Origin of the sequence: Neptunomonas qingdaonensis (genome assembly GCF_900113275.1) — a bacterium.
GTDB classification, from domain to species: domain Bacteria; phylum Pseudomonadota; class Gammaproteobacteria; order Pseudomonadales; family Balneatricaceae; genus Neptunomonas; species Neptunomonas qingdaonensis.
In genome coordinates this window covers 115995-136371 of sequence record NZ_FOOU01000005.1, presented here as the reverse complement: position 1 = coordinate 136371, position 20377 = coordinate 115995, and the positions used below count along the sequence as shown (strand labels likewise).

Below are 20377 nucleotides of genomic sequence, written 5' to 3'. Positions count from 1 at the left end.
CGACCAATAGTGAACAGTGTAGTGGATATGAAAACAACGGCATTTATGTTTTATATATGTTATTCAATAACTTAACATGTAAAAATTCTAACCTGTCAGATTCGTAGAAACAACAATTGATATAATTTAATACATATGTTTTATTTGTATTGAGAAGAGAGAGTGTGCTGAATATTCGACCACTGATGTTCTCTCTATATCTCCAGGAACACAGGCTTAATGTGTTCTAACTTAAGACATATAGGGTGGTGTAAGATGGCACGCCGAAAGTTCAGACCTAATGTAATTACCTGGCATGAAGCACAATCTGAAATTGTAATTCCCTCTAATGATCCTGTATTTAACGACAATCTGATTTTAGCAGAAGGTGACTCATGGTTTACTTTAGCGGGTATACCTACTTCTAATCTTCTGTTTTCTATGCGTTTTACGGCGTCTACTCTTATTGTGAATTGTGCTAAGCCGGGCGACACAATAATCAACATGTCAAAGATGCTTAAAAATTCATCGTTTAAAAGCGCATTATCTGAGGAAGGGCTTCCTTGGCATTTGCTGCTGATTAGTGGCGGAGGCAATGATCTTATTGACGAGGCTGAAAATATAATTCTCTCTAAAGATGAAAGGGCAGATAGTGATATTAATAACATGGAAAGTTATTGTGATTTAGAAATATTTGAAAAGGTAATAGAAAATATTAAGGATAGTTTTCGAAAAATAGTTAATCTAAGAGATTCACCTAATAGCCCAGCCATTGGAAAACCAATCCTGGTTCATACGTATGATTATTTCGTACCACGAAACGCCCCCGCACGTTTTTTCCCATTTACTATATCTGGACCTTGGTTGTATCCCGTATTTTCAAAAGCAGAGATCCCAGAAGGTATTTGGATAGAGCTTGCGCAATTCCTCGTTGATAAACTTGCCGAGGGGATTCTGGAATTAGCTGAAGGTAGCAACAAACTGCATAATTTCCATGTCGTAGATACCCGGGGCACTCTAGTCAAGGCAAAACTTGGCAGTGTTGGCGATAGTCATGATTGGTTAAATGAAATTCATCCTGATAGCGCAGGGTACAGTAAAATTTCTAAAAAAATAGATGCGAAAATATTAGAATTAAAAATATTAAAATAAATTCTTCAGATAAAACAACCCGCCTAACTTTAATTATTTGTATTAGTTAAAGTATTTTCTATGCCTGTTTTTAACCCGTTCATATTTTTTTATATTTAAGTTATTAATCATATATTGATTAAATTTTGGCATACTTATTATTATATTTTTTGTTATAGTTTTCATTAAGGAACCCGATTTTTCCAGCGCCCATACAGACGTTGCCACATGAAAAATCGCGCCGTTGTTCATGAAGCGGTTATAAATTTTCTTGGAACTCAACTCAGTGCAATCGAAAGAAAAGGGACGCGATAGCACTACTGGCGAACCACGAGGAGCGCCATATGACGACTGAATACTATTTCGCCTGGTGGAATGTCGAAAATTTATTTGAAGAAAATAATTCACCGAATCGCCCTGAGTGGCTGCAAAAAAAACTTAATGCCGAGCTTAAGGGATGGGGTAAACCAGAACTTCAGATTAAGCTGAAACAATTAGCCACTGTGATAGATGCAATGAACGACGCTAAAGGCCCGGATCTGCTCGGCGTTTGTGAAGTTGAATCATCTGGCGTCCTGCAGGATTTGGTCAGGACGTTACAACAGCCCAACCGTGATTATGCCGTTGTTCATGCAGATAACGCTGATATGCGAGGCATTGATGTCGCGTTTATTTACGATAGAAACCTATTCGAAATTGAAACGACACGCGATGCTGCAGGCATTGTTAAAAATACAGTCTTTTATCATGTCATCCAAAAGCGCAACGCGACCCGAGACTTAGTACAGGTCAACTTTAAGACGAAAAAGGGTAACGATTTTATTGTGATTGGCAACCACTGGCCGTCCCGTCTTGGAGGGGAGATGGACTCCGAACCCTACCGTATGATGGCAGGGGAAACCCTTTCCTATTTTCTCGAGCGTATTAAAGAAATACGCGGTGAAATTCCCATTTTGGTAATGGGGGACTTCAATGACGAGCCGTTTAACAGATCTTTGACCAGCTACGCACTTTCAACAAATCAGATCAGCAAAGTTAAATCGAGCCGCAGTAGAAACCCTTACTTGTACAATATGATGTGGACACTGATGGACGGCGCTCAAGGAACTCACTCGTATGGAGGCGAGTGGGGAATGCTTGATCAAATTTTGGTTAATCGTGGAGCGCTGAAGAACAAGCAACTCTATACAAGCGCTGACAAGGCTGAAATTTTTACTGTAGAGGGGATGATCAAACGGAACAAGGTGGTACGTCACTCAAGACCCTCGAGTAGAGAATATAACAAAAATGGTTTTTCGGACCATTTACCGCTGGTCGTAAAGGTATATGAAAAGTAGGCCGGTAATTCCTTCATTTTTGTCCTTCCTGCTGTCGCAGTAACCTTAAATGGATTATGGTCGAGTATCTTGTGATCCTTTTACTACCTCGGCATAGCGCAACACATCAAGAGGAGGGTAAATCTTAAGTAGACGAGCGGTCTCCATGTTTATGATGTAAGAGTAACGGCTCAGACTGCGGATAGGGATCTGAATGGGAGGGACTTTGTTGATCAGTACCTGCTCAGCCTGGAAAGCGGCCAATTTACCTACATTGTAATAACGGCTGGCAACCGCAACTAATGCATGAGACTCAGACGCCATGGCCTCATAGGCGGTAGCCACCGGCAACCCTTGCCTGATCGCTTCGCTGGTAACATAATCCCGGTTAGCCATCAGGAAGGAGCTTGATCCTATGTATATAAAATCAACATTTGCCTGCTTCATTGAGCTGATAGCTGCTGGTATCTCCTCAATATTCGGTTTGCCATTTGCTTTCGAAGAAAGCCCATCGCTGAATAATTCAAACCCCATCTGACCGGCAAGCGTTTTTATCTTCTCCGCGTTAAGTACTGAATTGAGTTCATTTTTGTTAAAGAGTAACCCCAGCTTCCTGAATGGACGGTAAGCGCTTATCGCTTTTAACTGCACTTCTTCGGGTACCCGATTCCGAGTGCCAGTAACATTATTCCTTCCCGATGAATCGTAACTCTCTATGATGTTGGCACCCACCGGATCAGCGACAAGCATGAATATAACGGGGATCTCTGTGATATGGTTGGCTGGATCCACTGTGTCAAATGTACCTACCATATCGCGAGTAACGGAAGTGCCCCAGGTGACAACAAGATCGACTTTGCGCTTTTTGGCTTCGTGGACAAACTCAGGCAGGAGGCTTAGATCTCGCTGAGCATCTCGTATTATGATCTCTGAGGCAATGCCCCGTTCACGGATATAATCCTTAAAGCCCTGACAGGCGTGTTCACAGCCTCTCCATACCACCATCAGAATAGTGAATTCACTTTGCGTAGCCGCAGCCGTAACTCCGGAAAATAAAAAAAGTATAGGTAGCAGTATCGGGATATAAGGGCGAAGCCAGAAACGAGAACTCATTGCTGTTCACCTAAATGTGCTTTTGCGCGCTTTTTGTTGTCTGCCAAATGCATGACTAAAAACAACAGGGCAGCTCCCGAAACTAAAGCGCCGGTTAAACCAATACTTACTGCATACCCATAATGCGCAATGATCATCGCAGATACCAAAATGCCTAATACGCTGCCAATTCGCTCAAAGAAGCGTAAGAAGCCCAAGACCGTTGTCCGTCCTACGGCGTCTATTTCAGCTGAGCAAATAGTCAGGGCCAGCGGAATTTGCGCTCCCTTCGTCAGTGCATGAGTCAACCCTATTATTGTCACAGAAATAACAACGGCCCAGGTACTTTGCCAGTCATTAAAAATAACCAGACCAATTGACGATAAAAATGAACCCAAGCCAACACATAACGCCAAAGACTCTGATCGATCTGCCAACCGTGTTGTTATCGGCCCAACAACGATGATCAGCAGGTAGTAAAGCATTATCACTCGAGCGATTTCGGAGGCGCTGGCGCCTAGATCAGAAAGGTAGAGTGGTACCAAATACCACAAATAAGCGGCAATCAGCACGTTCGCAGGTATGGCAATGCACAGCAGAAATAAGACAAAACGCACATTAGAAAGCACCGCCAGAGTAGCACGTAGGCGACCCTTGAGATGAGTTCCTTGATCACCCATCTTTACGTTGGCTTTTGATTGTGAATTGTCTATCAGAGAGTAGGCGGCAGTAATCCCAGCGAATAGGGCGACCATTGCAGCGAGAACGAAGACGGTCTGATAACCAAGCCGGTCGGCTAAAATACCACCTATCGCAGTCCCACACATGGTCGCACTCATAATAATGCCAATAAACAGAACCATGTTTTTCCTCCATCTATGAGCATTACTGTGAGCAATGACATAGTCCTGGCACCCGATGGTAATCATGGCGTAACCAAGCGCAGTTACTCCCCGCCAGACCACGAGTTCGGTGATACTGCTAGCCAGCGAACAGCCGATAAAGCCTGCAACTGAAGGTATTAAGCCTGCCAAAAACAGCCTGCGACAGCCGTAGCGTTCAGCCCACCCACCGGCAAGCGGCGCAGCAATGGCGAGTACCGCTAAATAAACGGTGATGGGCAGGCTAATGATGATCGGTTCATTCAACCAGGAAACGGGAGTGTATAACTCACGCACAAACAACGGCAAAAACGACTTCTGCAACTCCTCCGCAAACGCAAACAAGAACAGCGGTAGCCGGATATCACTGGGTACGGCTTGACGAAGGGGTATAGGCCCGTTGATCGACAGACCGAAGCGGGTCCCAATGTCATCCAGGCGGGGGCTCATTTCGATCAAGGATAAAGCGGAACGATTTGAAGCGGCAGAGTCACCCGTTCGAAAACAAGCACTCCAATACGCTTTATGTAAAGCCTGAGAATCCCTTGCTAGCCTATTGACTGTACGACTGATAGCGCAGCGCGTATGCATGACAATCACATGTGAGAAATCGCCTTGCGATAGCCTATCCAGCAAGAGGTTTAGTTGCTGGATAGGGGCCGTACCGTACATCAACACCATTGCCAGCATTATCTCGAAAGTGACCAGCACAGCAGACAGTAAAATTACGACAATATCGAAAAAAATATCATCTAACTGACGTTGCACGAATTTTCCGTCGATGCCTACGTGTACGTTGCCTATGATGGTGCCGGCGACTGTTTTGATCGGGATAATATGGTCAAAAGTACCATCCAATTCTATTACCTCATCAACACCCTTATTTTTAATAGTTAATGTAGCATTTCCTAAAGAGATCAGAGTGCTGTCATCAATGACTCCTCCTTGGTAGAGCGAAGTTCCATCAGGCCGAGTAATAGCCGTATAGATCAGTTCGTCATGATCGTTGACCACACCCTTGAGATAGGAATTAGCTCCGTAAATCTGATCAAAGGGAATACCATAACTCAAAGCCCGAGTCAGGTCGGCCTCCACAGTTCGACCTATCATACGGGCCTTGTATCCAAGCTCTGGTGTCAGCAAACGATTGAAATCACGGAGCGCCAGTCCGGCAACGGTCATCGAGCAAAGTGCCATTATAATGCTCAATATAATCAAACGCTGGATAAGTCGGTTACCATATCCTGATTCAGTTTGCGTCTTGGTAATAGCGGGTTGTTTCTTCGCTTTATCCTTGAGTTGTTGTTTTTCAGCCTTAGCTACGTCTCTATCAATGGCGTTTATTTGTATATATGCCTGTTCCATTTGATGGACAGAAGCCTTTATTTTTTGCTCAATAACTCTGGGATCAGGAAGCGTATCGGCTAATGAATAAAGCAGAGGCATTACATTGACTTCAGATGGCTCTGAATATCCGCTCTTCATCCTATCATTGACTCTCTCCATGTATTGGTCCAGATCGCGGAAGCACAATCGAATGCCGAAGTAGACGAAACCGACGAAAAGGGTAGTGGCTATAAATGCACTGAGTAGTAGGGATTCGGTAAAATCTGAGACCTTGTTACTGAACCCAGTCTTTGAGTAGGTTAAGACAACCCCAGCAATGGCTTGCCCGATACTGTCGGTTAGCGTCATACCACTGACGAATTCTGTTTCATTGTCAATTCCCCACGTGCGCTCAGTGCTTCTTCTTTGAGCCGCTAGGACATCAGGTATAATAATTTTTCCGATATGCTGAGGGGCAGTGGAAAACAGAATTTCGCCACTGGGGACAAAGATATCAATGACATTAATTTGCGGATCGCTTTTCTTGCCCCGCACGATAAGCGCATTGGCGTTATTTAACTCGGGGAGTGACAGTCCTAGGTCGATAGCACCTTCCACGGAATCGACTATGTTTTCGCTAACAACGGTTAACTTACTTTGGATGAGTTGGGTTAGGGTTGTGTGAAATTGAAAAAGGCTCATGATGACGATCAAGCTCATCACAACCATCATCAGCAATACCGAGCATACGAGTGCCTTGGATGAGGTTTTCAAATGCGCCTCCCTGCACCGTTGTTGATCAGATGAAGGGTATACATTTAAGAAGATACCCATTGCTCTCGAAAAGGAGTTTCGATAACTATGTTAGTTGGATATATGCCTTTCTAAGTTTCGTTTCATTTCCTCAATGCTTTTAAAATAACCACTGAATTCAGAGCGATCACCAACGAGCTTTGAACCTCTATTCAAAGCACTCCGTGTACCCTTCCAGTTTGCTTTTTCTGCATGACACTTGGCTCGCGAGATTGAATCCTCTACAAGGAGATTCGTGGGGAGTAAATCATAATTGATCTGCTTGCGGTACTCGTCAGCCATTGAACAGTTAGGAACTCGTACTTCACCAACCAGGTAGTTTGTAAAAGGCTCGCTGAGATTATTCGCTAGTGCTGCTGAGTTATAAGATGCAATTGATGAGCGTGGGTATTTATCCGAGACCATTTGGAGATGTTTAATGCCGCTTTCTAAATGGTCACCAGTTCGCCATAGCAGGAACTTGCCGGATTCAATTAACGTTCTCTGATCCGCTGCAAATAATAATTTTCCGGATTCGGCGGCAGTGACATATAAATCGACGGCTTTCGAATCAAAATAGATGAACTTGCCATCAGTGGGTACAAGCAGGCGTACTGAAATTTGGTACTTGCCTGGTGCCTTAAAGTTCCAACCATTGGCACCAAAAAATATCGGGAAAGTATTACCGATAGTCTGACCAGACTCCAGCAAAACAGTATTTTCAAAATCACTTTCTGTGAGTGGTGCCAATGTAATTGATTTTCCCTGTTCATAGGCTGCTGAAACTTCAACTAGCCCTTCACCGGGACGCAGGCTGCCAACCAGCCTAACGGGTTCATTGCCTGCATTAGTCACGTGCAGGGCCAAGTAAACAGGCTCGCCTAATTTAACGGTGTGCTTGAGAGGTTCGGCCACCAATTCAAGAGCAGAGCCTTGGGATAATGAAGCTGCCGGGCTGGCACTGCCCACGGACGCCGGATCTCCAAGGTTCAATCCCTGACCAGCAGGTGATACGCACCCAGCCATAAGGATGGTTAATGAAATAACCACACTTGCAAATACTGAAATATTAGTCATTTTCATCCTCCTTAATGGCTGTGCGGACAGGCGTAGTCTCTTGCGCCTAATCCGGGCCAAACAGCTGTATCAGCATGATTTTGAAGATGATCCAAGCTGGTGGCAGAAAATTGATAGTTGTAAGTATTTCCAACAACGCCTGTTTGATTCATGATGGTCATCGAACCGTCACCATCACAGTGATTGTTATTAAATGCATGACCAATCTCATGGGCAGTGGAACGGAGAAATTTTCCATTATCTGAATTCACTGTAGAATTTCTCCAAAAACCCACAAACGCAGATCGATCATTAGTGATTCCACTTGCGCCGGCGTACATCACGCCTAACAACCCGGTGTCACGACATGCCGTGCCGCAATCTCCTTCCCAATAATGGTTAACGACAACGCCGTACAAGTGATAACGGGTGCAGGTAAAACGATTCCAGAGACCACAGTTGAAAGTAGATGAGCCAATGGGGTCCGCTCGATTTGCCGTTTCCAGTGTTTCGATCTCAGCACGGTTTATATAGTCGTATTGGTTGGGATCGAGAGGGTTTGCCGGTCCGGTCAATACGGCAATATTCGTATTATCTTCAGTGACGGTGACAATCCGCTCACCCTGCCAATAGATAGAAGTAAGGTCCACCTGATCGCCAGAAACCGTGACGGGCTGAGGATACTGAGTTCCAGTCATTCGATCATACTCAACTCGTGCGGTTGTACATCCTGCGACAAGTGCACTCAACGCGACCATTAAAAGCAGGGGTAAAAAATCAGCATTCTTTTTCATGGCTGTCGCCTCTTCTTTGGTAAACAGCTATTTCCCTTAAGTAGCAGCGAAAAACATGCCAATAAGTAACCAATTGGTTATTAACGCCTAAATGTAGATCTAGGTTAAAAACTGGGTCGAAAATCATCCAGAAGATGATAAGAATTGCCTTGAAAACCGCCATTTAAAGGAATATTTTGTAATTGATACATAGGCTTAGCCAATGCGGGTTGCCTAGGCAGCAAGTGGGTTATTGTTAACCCACAACTCAAGAATTTATATTCTGGTAAATAAGGGGAGTCGTACAAATTGAATCAATTAACTGAGACATCCATATCATGTCCTTACTGTGGTGAGATGATTGACGTTCTCATTGATCCGACCGACATGGATCAGCAGTATATTGAAGATTGCCAGGTATGTTGTAAGCCCATCATTTTTTTGGTTTCTGAAAGTGTTAATGGTGAGCTTGCCGTTAATGTTTATAGTGAAGATGAAGCCTAACCTTCCGAAAAATTCCACCGTCAGCTTTTTATTTGTCATTTAAAATAATCAAAATAACGTGCTTTGTTCCCTGCAATAGCCGGGTTATTTATGACCCGGAAGCTCCCAAATCCGAATATCAGTAACCCATTGATTGTCCTTCAAAAGATCACTCTGTTGTGATTGTTCATTGAAAAAAGTGGGGCGATTCTGACCCGTCCAGGCAAATAAACGATCCGCTTACATTGGATATTCCTATTTAATTCAGTTCCTTAGGTAATGTGTTTCTTGGCGCGAAGCTTGCTGCAGTAGTAGTAAGTAGCCTTCTAATCACATGGTGGGAGCGAGCATCGCGCAATAAGTTGCGCCAGGCGATAACCGTACAAAATAATTGTATCGGTTTAATTGAAGCACTGACTTATGAGGATAATGAATATGATACCTATAGATGGCGATTTTATTATGTCTGTTGCCCCTCGTTTTTCAGGTTCGAAGGCTGCATCTCAATTACGTATCGTGGGTGAGGTGTCATCTGTTTTTTCTTCTATACTCGATTTTTACGCTATCAATACAAAACTGCGCATTGCACATTTCATGGGGCAAGTAGCCCATGAATGTGCAGGTTTTCGGACGACAGAAGAGTTTGCTTCAGGGGCTGCTTATGAAGGCCGCCAAGACCTGGGCAATGTTAAGAAGGGTGACGGCAAGCGCTATAAAGGCCGAGGGCTCATTCAGCTAACGGGTCGCGCAAATTATCGGGAGATCGGTAAAAAACTAAATTTGCCATTAGAAGATAATCCAGAGCTTGCGGCAGAACCTGTTACTTCTTTAAGAATTGCGTGTGAATACTGGAAAAGCCGAAACATAAATGCCGCTGCCGACCGGGATGATTTGATAAAAGCGACAAAACTTGTCAATGGCGGCCTTAATGGTCTGGAAGATCGACGTAAATATCTGCAAAAGGCTAAAACGTCTCTTGCCGGCATCGAGGGCATCAGGGTTTCACTCAACGAGGGTGGAAATACCACAGTCCTTCGTCGCGGCTCTTTTGGAAATGCAGTCATCGAGTTACAAGAGCTATTGATATCTAAAGGCTTTGACCTTTCAATCGATAGTGATTTTGGCCCAGCCACCGAGCTAGCCGTCATGATGGTTCAAAAAAATAATGGTCTTACAGCGGATGGAATTGTCGGGCAAAAGACCTGGGATGCATTACGGAAATAAAATAGATGCATAAAAACAAGGAGTACCAAGGCTTCGTCAGGTGAAGTTTCGGAGCAAATAGCCTTGGTTCAGTATATTTGATGCAATATAAGGGGAAATATCATGGCATTACCTGGCTCACGTATGAGTGTCGTTATTAGCTTAGGTAGCGAGATTTTCCACAAGCGAGCTGAAGAGGCTATCAAAACCAGCCCGATTATAAACTGCCTGGGAAACATCGACGTCACCCTTGCTGAAATCCTTGTTTATACCCATCCTGATCCAAATGAAACGTTCTTTCATAAAGATGATGAAAGCAATTTATACTTAATGCTCGGCATCAAACTTAGCGAACCACCTGCGTTAGTCAATGCACACCTTCAATTAAAGATAACGGCTGAAGCGGATGAAGAGGACGCACAATCATTCCGGTTAATACTCGGCTACCATGACATTTTATTTGAGTTAGGCGAGGTGCTAACCTCTGATAACAAACAAAAGTTGCAGAATGCTGCGATAGTTTATCTCAACCCGGTTCTTAGTGATTTTGCCCCCATTGTGCCACTGGGTGCGCTGCTAGCAACCGATACCGAACTGGTAGATTCTCCTTTGTTACGCATCCCTAATGTGGACATGAACTCCGCCGATCGTCAAAGCGAACCGACGTTGGTAATTGGTTTAGAGTTTAGTACAGACAACGGCGTGAATCGCAACCGGTTTATGGAGGATTTTGAAGATGACCCTAGAGGATCTGCAGATTGGCACATTAGTGTAGATGATCGCCTCATACTTGCGCGTGTCAATCAAGAGTTAACGCAGATCGACTTCACGCAGGATTCAGACACGGGAATAGACAACTGGATCGCTACAACCGAAACACGCGCCTTCTGGACCGGTGACAATGTGGAGGGGGAACTGTTCATGCCTTGGCACGAAGGTTTCGTCAGCGACAATATGGCGGATCATCCTATCTGGTTCAAAGTGGTTGGCTTCTACAGATTAGGCAGCATTGCGACCGAGTCCTACGCGCTCGGTTACGCGGATTTATCCATTGAAACAGATGCCGATGATATCGAACAGATTACGGTCAACGCTCACATATTCGCCGCTGGTTCGGGTATTATCCCTGTTACCATCACAGACGATAACCAGCCACCGCCAACCCCAATTGCACACGCAGAAGTAGCACCCAACCTTAGTGTTAGCACGTTTAGTTATGGTCAACAGTTCCTAGCCTGTTCTGGTACGGATTCGCACATAGGGCTTGTGGGTAACGGCGAGATCCAAGTCGCCAATAGTCTATCACTTGTCCTCGATAGGAGCAGAATCAACCCCTGTGGAGGGGTTATGGGATACACACAATCTGCTCATCTATATGAGCAATCTGGTGTAGAAGCTGGGCTAAACATAAGAAACATTGGCGAAGCCCCCTTGTGGATATGTGGCATCGCGATAGAAGATCCAGACAGCGTATTTGAACTGGCGACCAACGCCCAATTTCCGCTTCATCTACCAGCAGGCGATTCTGCTTTGCTCAAAGTCCATTACAACAGTCCCGACACCGCTGTCCACACGGGGCAGGTCATCATTTTCTGCAACGACCTCTACGATCGTCACTACTCAGTTGCACTCACTGGCCAGCTTTATGGTGGGTTACATTCGTCTGTTATCAGCGAGCTGGGTTGTTTTAGAAAGCCTGAAAATATGCCGCCACCTGATTGGTATGAGAATTTTGGCGGCATCATTAATAATATCGACACTTATTTAGATGGCACAATCACGCCAGATCACTCACTTGAAGTGCGTATAGGAGGGATGTCACGTGATACTGTGATTCACATTCTGGACGGACGGGGCACCAGCCTTCACACAAGTATCTATGCAGAAAATGCGCATCACATGCGCATACCGCCTTCAGCAAAATTTATGAAAGTTGATGGTAAACCGTCGGAAAAATCACCTATGTCGATAATGATGTCCGTCAGTCGCGCAGAAGCGGTCGGTTATTTTAAAGCAGATAAGCCACCAACTGCGTATGAGCAAGACCTCCACTTTGTATACGCTGCATTTCCAGATCGCGTTGCGATTATCTCGGTTCACGACCCCCAAAAACCTACCGAGATCGCCACGCTAGCGATGCAAAATGCGGGGTCTGTTCGATTAGTCAGTGAGCAACTCGTTGTCAGTAATAAAGAAGGGATTCAGATATTTGATATGAGCGACCCTTATTCGCCAACACTGCGACACCGTATGAAGCCTGCTCCCTTTGATGTCTATGGAGACCAGTTAGTCATTGCCGACGATACGTCCATACGCATCTATAACATGCGGTCTGGATCACCGCCTTCGCTACATCATGTTTTAAAGCTATCAAGACCCCCACAACAACTGAATATTACCCGTCGTGGAAAAGCGATATTTATGACCAGCGATGCAGACAGTTACAGTGTACACGCACGCTCATTATCAAATGCCGATCTTGCTCATGCGAAGACAGTTCAGGCATTAGAAAGCAAGGTGACCCATCAATGCGTCCGCAAGTTTCTATTAGAAATTCGTCCCAACAAAGACAGCGGCGGCTTTGACATCGTACAGCAACGCTACGGTGATTTAAGACTACACACCGAGCGTATCGAGAAGCAACTTAACGGAAGGCGTTAACGTCTAGCGCAGGGTTGGGTATTTTAACTCAGCCGTTAGACGTGACGGGAGCTGACTGATGACGACAGAAACGTCAGACGAATTACTGACTGAGCTATCCAACCGAATGATCGCGCAGCTTGAGGCTGAAGGCCGACGCTTGTCTCGGTCATGGATGATTTCTCTGTTGTTGGTTGCGACCTTCTTTGCCATGGGACTAGCACCGTATGTTGTCAATCGTGACGTGGTGTTAAGGATTCTGGATTCGCAGGAAGAAAGTGTTGCCCTTGAAAAAAAGCTGCGTAGTCAGCTTTCTTACCTCGCAGAACCGCGCCTGCGGTACGAGTCCCTTGGCGTGAAGTTCCGGGATGCATCACGGGCACTTCATGATGACCTTCAATTAATGCTCACAGCCAACGAAATTGAGCAGAATGAATATGCAAGACATGCTGAATTGATAAGGGTGGAGGTGGATAAAATCCTAAGGAATCCTTGGCAATTTTCGGGCCGGCGCCCTATGCCAACAGAGATGCACAATGAACTCAGACGACATTTCGATGACTATTACCAATTGGGGGCTGGCGACCCGAAACCCTGGAACGACAACCGCTTTGGTGATGCATCGCGGGGCATTTTGGATCAGAACAACTATCTTTGGGAGGGCGCCGCGCAGATCACCGATGACTGGATAAATGTGGTTGTTCAGGACATTCGCTCGATTGAACGTCAATTAGAAAGGATACAGGAAGATCGCCGCCTCCGAATCAAGGAAATAACAGGGCGCAGTGAGCGGCTTGCCGAGGTTGAGAGAATGACTGATTTGGACACGCCAGCAGGTGACCTTCCCATTCCGTTTAGCGAACTAATATTGTGGTTTCCTTTGATCGTGACGGCCGTATTCTGGGGATTGTGGGCGAGGCAGGGGCGTTGGGACCGCCAGCATAGCTCGCTGCTCGACCTATGGCGCCGACGAGACCCCGGCGGGAAGGTACTGAATGTCGATGCCCTTCGTGAAATAGGGCTCGGGCAGATCCAATCGATGGCGTTTGTGTATGCGGCTGGCCCTGTGGTAGCAATCATGTCAGCCTTTATATTTTTCATGCACTTTAATGTGTTTGCGGAGTTGAGCCAAGCTGGGCGTTTTGGCGTGATCGAACACTTCTATACAGTTCTTCTGGGGATAGCGCTGCTGGCTTCGTCGGCCGCACTGGTCGTTTCTGCCATGCGACAACAACGCCTTTTCCACCCAACGACTCGAAGCTCTGACAGAAAACCAGAAATCACAGAAACCTAACACCTAACACCTAACACCTAACACCTAACACCTAACACCTAACACCTAACACATCTGTGCCTTCTCATGAGTTCAGTAACTCCTTAGCCATTTTAACAATGATTATGGCGTTCTCTTAAATGACAAATTTGTCATACTTGTTGCGAGCACGATGTCTCAGGTGAGACACTTTCATGAGTTGTCCAGAGATCTAACTCAATGAAAATATTGCTTGTCGAAGATGAACAAAAGATTGCGGATTTTATCTGTGAAGGATTGCGTGCAAAAAATTTCAGCGTCACCCATTGTGCCGATGGCAATCGGGGTTATGAGATGGCGAGCAAACATACTTTCGACGTTATTATTCTTGATATCATGCTTCCGGGCCGCGATGGACTGGATATTCTTGGTTCTCTTCGTCAAACCGGTATCGATACTCCCATCATCCTGCTTACTGCACGTAACGAACTGGGTGATCGGGTGAAGGGTTTAGAGATGGGCGCTGACGATTACTTAGCAAAACCTTTCTATGTGGAAGAACTGAATGCCCGTATCCAGGCGTTACTCAGACGACAAGGAGGCACACTACAACATGTGATTGAGGTCGGCTCGCTGCAACTTGACTGCATTAGCCGAAGTATCACTTGTCATGGCCAATCTGTCGAACTCACCAGTCGGGAATTTAGCCTGCTAGAGCATCTGATGCGTTCCTCGAATCAAGTATTAACACGGGGGCAGCTGCTAGAGCATGTTTGGGGGTACGATTTTGATCCTTGTACCAATGTTGTGGATGTGTGTATTAAACGGATTCGCCGTAAGATTGCTTCACTGGAGAGTGCCGGGAAAATGGTCGGTGCCATTGAATCGGTGCGAGGTACAGGGTACCGTCTGAGCTCTCGCTGAGGTTGTAGAATGTATTTCCGTACTCGTATTTTTGCCATGTCCATCCTAACCGTGAGCGCCGTACTTGCGATGGTGATCAGCCTAAGTTGGTCGCGTATTATGCAGGTGGAGCTTGATCATCTTGATTCTCGCCTTTGTATGGAAGCAAAGCGCATACCCAATCGTTTAGAGAAAAAGCTTGAAGAAAATGATTTTCCAGCCAATGTGAGCATTTTAAGTGATACTGAACTTCTCGGTAGCAGGCTTATTGATGATTTAGTGGATAAGCTACGCGTTAGCTCACCCAGCCAGTTAATGATATTAGTTGAGTCCAGTCAGCATGGCATCCTGACTAAGTCCGAAGGTGCTGACGTACAGCATATAATAAGCAGATTAAACTGGGTTCGCGCAGACCCATTACAACCAACCGATAAAAATCGACGCAATGCCCTTTGCCAAGTCGCCTTCTTTGAACATCAGCAAAACCAATGGCGGGCCAGTCTCTTCCAAGCCCCGGACAAACAAAGCTTTATCGCTGTTGACGTTGCCGCCACAACCCGCCAGTTACAAAGTACCTTGCGACAGGCACTTATCGTCGTTATTCCTTTCTCACTGCTTCTCAGTATTCTTGGCGCATGGTTTATCGCTAGCAATACCATTCGGCCTATAAAACGCCTGCATAAGTCCATGGATAGAGTGACACAAAAAGACCTCAGCCATCGCTTACCTGAGCATAAAGAAGACACAGAGTTTAAGATGCTAATCGATGCGTACAATACAATGCTCGAGCGACTTGAGGATAGTTTTCAGCAAGTTTCTCGCTTTACCGCTGATGCTGCGCATGAGCTGAAAACACCGCTCACTGTTTTAAGAGGGAAGCTTGAGCAAGCGGTGCTCTCTGAAAATCCATCGCAATTAGATCTTAATTCCATTCTTGATGAAGTGGGTCACCTATCGGCTATCACGCGCAAATTGCTACTTCTTTCGCAGGCAGACTCTTGTTCCTTGGCGCTTCATCTTGAACCGATAAACATGACCGAGTTATTAGATGAATTGACTGCCGATATGGAGCTGATGTCGGATGAGCTGGTACTTCATTGCTCGATTGAACGAGAGCTAATTACAAAAGGCGATATCGTCCTGCTGAGGCAGCTGTTAAATAATCTGCTGGTTAACGTGATGCGCTATAGCCTTCATGACAAAGGAGTAACGATTCAAGCCAGCCAAAACGAATCCTGCATAGAAGTACTTATCAGCAACGCTTGTGTTGCGATGTCGAGCGAAGTCAGGAGCCAACTGTTCGACCGCTTTTATCGTGGAGAACCAGAACATTCGCAAGGCCTGTCCGGTAGTGGGCTAGGTTTAAGTTTGGCGCGGGAAATTGCCCGCGCACACGGCGGTGACCTCACTCTTGAACCCAGCGTGAAAGAGGTTGTTACTATGCGATTAATATTGCCAATCGTTAAATGACAACATTGTCATCCATCTCCGACGCCTAATCTATAGACTTAAGGTTTATACCAAAGAGACTAAAAAGATTGGGCTATGAATACTAAAATTATTGTCTCCATTATAACCTTGACGCTGCTTGTATCAGCGCCAACTAAAGCCAATGAGTCCCTCCAACTCATCAGTCCTGCATTTGCAGATAATGGGTCGTATCCCATTCAATTTACGTGCGAAGGAGAGGGTATCTCTCCTCCATTAAACTGGCAGGGTGTGCCGGATGGAACGCAGTCTTTGGTGGTGATAATGGATCATATGCCAGATCACAAGCCAGAGCCTGAAATTGCTGGCACTGAAGAAAACACGCCACCTCCTAAGGCAAGAAAGCCAGAAGGGCTGCGTTGGTACTGGAGTATGTACAATATTCCGGCACAAGTTTCTGGCATTATTTCTGGCGCTGTTTCTGGCACTACGAGCAGCCAGTCAGAGGGTACACTTGGCAGTAATGTCGTGAATAACAAAAACGAATATGCGCCACCATGCTCGAAAGGTCCCGGCCAAAAAAACTACACATTTCATCTCTACGCACTGTCAAAGTCTTTAGATATAGCTCAATCAGACAATGTTTCAGCAGCGACTCTGCGAGAAAACATGAGTGGCTTAGTACTGGATTCTGATTCCCTGACCGTTAGTTTTGAACGAAGCTGCCAAACGCCATCCAAGCCACGTCCGCAACAGAGAAGCCAACGAGAAGAAAAAAGGGGTCCGCCACCAGCATTGCCGCCCTGTGGACACGCCATGAGTAGGCTCACTCCAGCGCCTGGCGCAGAAAAGTAACCGAAGAGAAATCAAGAAATTCACATGAAAAAGACCATTAAAAAAACTCTGGTGTTGCTCCTTATCGTCGTCGGCATCGCCGCAGGCCTTGGTTACAAATACACCATGGCACAGCAGGTTCCGCCTGCATTTATCACCGATGTTGTTAAGCGCGGAAATATTGAAAGTGTTGTACTGACTAACGGTGTCCTATATCCGTCGAAATTGGTCAGTGTCGGTGCTCAGGTTTCGGGTTTGATAGAAAAAATTGATGTTCAGGTCGGCAAAGAGATAAAAAAGGGGGATTTGATTGCCCAAATAGACAACCTGACGCAACAAAACGCCCTTAAAGAAGCTGAAGCTTCGCTCAAGAGTATTAATGCTCAATACAGGGCAAAGCAGGCCCAGATCACAACCGCGATGTCTGAATTTACACGTAAGAAAAAGATGCTGCTGGTTAACGCCACCTCTCAATCTGAATATGACACGGCAGAATCAATACTGACAGTCTATCGGGCAGAGCTGGATCAGCTCAGTGCCGAAAAAGAGAAATCGATCATCAGTGTGGATAACGCCAAACTCGATCTTGGTTATACAAGCATTGCATCGCCAATCGATGGCACCGTGATTTATGTCTCGGTCGAAGAAGGGCAGACGGTGAATAACAACCAAGGTACGCCGAATATTATTGAGCTGGCACAACTGGATGTGATGACCATCAAAGCGCAGGTTTCTGAAGCCGACATTATTAATGTTGGTGTGGGGCAGGAAGTCTATTTCACTATTTTGGGCGCAACAGGTAAGAAATATCGTGGTGTTTTACGCGCAATTGAACCGGGTCCGACCTTGCTCAGTGGTGACGACAGTACTCTGAAAATTGGTGATGATGAAGCTATCTACTACAACGCCCTGTTCGATGTAGAAAACCCAGAAAATCGATTGCGCTTCGGTATGACAGCACAGGTATCCATTATTCTGGAAAGTGCGCAAGATGCGTTGCTTGTTCCGTCACAGGTATTGATCACAAAGCCAGGTGCTCGTCAATCTTATCAAGTGCCTGTGAAAAAAGATGGCCAGATGGAATATCGCAATGTGGAAGTTGGCATCAACAATAAAATCTACGCGCAGATACTGTCAGGTCTTAACGAAGGTGAAGAGATCGTTATCGGTCAGTCTTCTGCTGGTGATAAAGCCGTTTCTGCTAGCGCTATAAGGAGTTCGATGGGTGGTCTACCGGGCGCTAGTGTGCGCGGACAAGGTGGTCCAGGCGGCAGGGACATGAGGTTTTAAGCTATGGCTGAAGCACTATTAAATATTGTGGGTGTACGTCGTACGTTTTCTGCCGGTGAGCAGGAACTAACGGTTCTTAAAAATATTAACCTGCAGATTAACCGTGGTGAGATGATCGCTATTATCGGGGCTTCCGGGTCGGGAAAATCGACGCTGATGAATATCCTTGGCTGTCTGGATAAGCCAACTGAAGGGAATTACTTCATCAATGGTCAGGACACCTCCGCTATGGATGAAGATGAACTGGCGGCCCTACGACGTGAGTACTTTGGATTCATCTTTCAGCGTTATCACCTGCTGAGTGATTTAACCGCGTTGGGAAATGTGGAAGTGCCAGCCTTGTATGCGAATCAGGGGCAGCACTCCCGACAGGAAAAAGCTAAAAAACTGCTAAGCCGCCTGGGTTTGGGTGATCGCTTAGAGCATAAACCCAACCAGCTCAGTGGTGGCCAGCAGCAACGAGTCAGTGTTGCCAGAGCCCTGGTTAATGGCGGTGATGTTATTCTGGCGGATGAACCGACCGGCGCGTTGGATAGCAGCAGCGGCGAAGAGATGATGAAACTGCTTCGCGAGCTACACAGTGACGGCCATACTATCATTCTGGTCACGCACGACCCGACTATTGCCGGGTTTGCTGATCGCGTTATTGAGATAAAAGACGGAGAAATCATTGGCGATAAACCCAATTGTCATAAACCCAGTCGCAGTACTCAAGAGGAATGTCAGCCGATAGCAGAGTGCAAAGACTGCGAAGTTAAAATCCATGAAGGGAAAACGCATAAAGCGAAGCCTGATATTAACTGGCCGCGTTATCTGGAAGCGTTGAAGATGGCGCTCATTGCGATGTCTAATAACCGACTGCGTACGTTTCTTACCATGCTCGGCATCATTATCGGTATTGCTTCAGTGGTATCAGTGGTAGCACTGGGCGCCGGATCGCAGCAATCGATTATGGACAATATCGCATCAATGGGCACCAATACCATTGAGATAAAGCCTGGCACAGGGCGCGGAGATCGCCGTTCTGGGCGAGTTCGGTCGCTCACCGCAGCAGATGCCAATGCGCTTAAAACATTGCCGTTTGTGGATAGTGTCACCCCAACGGTCAGGGCTAATGTCGCTATTCGTTATTCCAGTGAAACGGTCACGGGCTCGGTTCAGGGGGTTGGCACCGAGTATTTTCGTGTGCGTGGTTATAGCCTGGCGCAGGGGCAGTATTTTGGCGAAGATAGTATCGAGACGCTGGAACAGGTCGCTGTTATTGACGCGAACACCAAACAAGAGCTTTTCTCTGACGGGACCGCGCTCGGTAGCGTCATCTTTCTCGGTCGCCTTCCTGTACGCGTTATTGGCGTGACACAACCTATTGAAAGTGTATCCGACAACAGTGATGAGCTGAATATTTGGCTGCCTTATACCACAGTGTCCGGGCGTATATTCCGACAAAATTATGTCAGCGATATCACCGTAAGAGTCGATGAGAATGTCTCCAGTGATGTGGCGGAACAAGGCATTATTAGCTTACTGAGCATGCGCCACGGCTTGGTTGATTTCTTCACTATCAACACCGATACGGTGCGAAAAAGCATAGAGAAAACATCTCAGACCATGACATTGCTTATTTCTGCCATCGCGTTTATCTCTCTGTTAGTTGGCGGTATCGGCGTTATGAATATCATGTTGGTATCCGTAACGGAGCGAACGCGAGAGATAGGCATACGAATAGCGGTAGGGGCCAGACAGACGGATATCATGCGTCAGTTTTTGATTGAGGCGGTGTTGGTCTGCTTTTGTGGTGGCGCATTGGGGATCGGGCTCGCCTATCTTGTTGGTGTGATCTTCACCTACACCGGTAGCGATTTTCAGATGATCTATTCTGGTTCGTCTATTATTGCGGCTTTTGCCTGCTCGACGTTAATTGGCATTCTGTTTGGCTATCTTCCTGCCCGTAATGCCGCAAAACTGAACCCGATTGATGCACTTTCCAGAGACTAAGGT

15 protein-coding genes are annotated in these 20377 nt (G+C 46.0%); 11 read left to right on the top strand and 4 right to left on the bottom strand.

The annotated features are described in order from the left end of the window. Window positions 1-255: 255 nt before the first annotated feature. Window positions 256-1131, top strand: coding sequence for a hypothetical protein (locus BM099_RS09200; RefSeq protein ID WP_090727076.1), 876 nt, complete (start codon window positions 256-258; stop codon window positions 1129-1131). Between the two features lie 323 nt (window positions 1132-1454). Then, a complete protein-coding gene (locus tag BM099_RS09195; RefSeq protein WP_090727074.1) occupies window positions 1455-2447 on the top strand; it encodes an endonuclease/exonuclease/phosphatase family protein in 993 nt (330 codons plus the stop codon). A 54-nt stretch (window positions 2448-2501) separates the two neighbouring features. Here BM099_RS09195 and BM099_RS09190 read toward each other — a convergent pair whose 3' ends face one another. From BM099_RS09190 to BM099_RS09175, 4 genes are all read right to left on the bottom strand, one after another. Next, window positions 2502-3539, bottom strand: a complete 1038-nt coding sequence (locus BM099_RS09190) for an ABC transporter substrate-binding protein (protein WP_090727072.1) — start codon at window positions 3537-3539, stop codon at window positions 2502-2504. Further along, window positions 3536-6499, bottom strand: coding sequence for an MFS transporter (locus tag BM099_RS09185; RefSeq protein WP_177201132.1), 2964 nt, complete (start codon window positions 6497-6499; stop codon window positions 3536-3538). Before BM099_RS09185 ends, BM099_RS09190 begins: the two co-directional genes overlap by 4 nt. Before the next feature lie 90 nt (window positions 6500-6589). Beyond that, window positions 6590-7594, bottom strand: coding sequence for a hypothetical protein (locus BM099_RS09180; RefSeq protein ID WP_090727062.1), 1005 nt, complete (start codon window positions 7592-7594; stop codon window positions 6590-6592). 11 nt (window positions 7595-7605) lie between these two features. Then, window positions 7606-8367 (bottom strand): hypothetical protein, encoded by a 762-nt coding sequence (locus tag BM099_RS09175; RefSeq protein WP_090727059.1) that lies wholly within the window; start codon window positions 8365-8367, stop codon window positions 7606-7608. A gap of 288 nt (window positions 8368-8655) precedes the next feature. On the opposite strand from BM099_RS09175, the gene BM099_RS09170 reads away from it, so the two are divergent. The 9 genes from BM099_RS09170 (at window position 8656) to BM099_RS09130 (ending at window position 20374) form a co-directional block, all read left to right on the top strand. Next, window positions 8656-8850, top strand: coding sequence for a CPXCG motif-containing cysteine-rich protein (locus tag BM099_RS09170; RefSeq protein WP_090727056.1), 195 nt, complete (start codon window positions 8656-8658; stop codon window positions 8848-8850). 414 nt (window positions 8851-9264) lie between these two features. Further along, window positions 9265-10053, top strand: a complete 789-nt coding sequence (locus tag BM099_RS09165; RefSeq protein ID WP_090727053.1) for a peptidoglycan-binding protein — start codon at window positions 9265-9267, stop codon at window positions 10051-10053. Window positions 10054-10155: 102 nt separating this feature from the next. Beyond that, the gene (locus tag BM099_RS09160; protein WP_090727050.1) at window positions 10156-12693 is read left to right on the top strand and encodes an LVIVD repeat-containing protein; all 2538 of its coding nucleotides are present in this window, start codon (window positions 10156-10158) and stop codon (window positions 12691-12693) included. A gap of 58 nt (window positions 12694-12751) precedes the next feature. After that, a complete protein-coding gene (locus BM099_RS09155; RefSeq protein ID WP_090727046.1) occupies window positions 12752-13966 on the top strand; it encodes a hypothetical protein in 1215 nt (404 codons plus the stop codon). A gap of 198 nt (window positions 13967-14164) precedes the next feature. Further along, a complete protein-coding gene (locus tag BM099_RS09150; protein WP_090727044.1) occupies window positions 14165-14848 on the top strand; it encodes a response regulator transcription factor in 684 nt (227 codons plus the stop codon). A gap of 9 nt (window positions 14849-14857) precedes the next feature. Beyond that, the gene (locus BM099_RS09145; RefSeq protein WP_090727041.1) at window positions 14858-16297 is read left to right on the top strand and encodes an ATP-binding protein; all 1440 of its coding nucleotides are present in this window, start codon (window positions 14858-14860) and stop codon (window positions 16295-16297) included. Between the two features lie 75 nt (window positions 16298-16372). Next, window positions 16373-17110, top strand: coding sequence for a YbhB/YbcL family Raf kinase inhibitor-like protein (locus BM099_RS09140; protein WP_090727038.1), 738 nt, complete (start codon window positions 16373-16375; stop codon window positions 17108-17110). Window positions 17111-17134: 24 nt separating this feature from the next. Further along, window positions 17135-18379 carry an efflux RND transporter periplasmic adaptor subunit gene (locus BM099_RS09135; protein ID WP_090727036.1) on the top strand — a complete coding sequence of 415 codons (1245 nt, stop codon included), beginning with the start codon at window positions 17135-17137 and terminating at the stop codon, window positions 18377-18379. A gap of 3 nt (window positions 18380-18382) precedes the next feature. Continuing rightward, window positions 18383-20374, top strand: coding sequence for a MacB family efflux pump subunit (locus BM099_RS09130; RefSeq protein WP_090727034.1), 1992 nt, complete (start codon window positions 18383-18385; stop codon window positions 20372-20374). The last annotated feature ends 3 nt before the right edge of the window (window positions 20375-20377 follow it).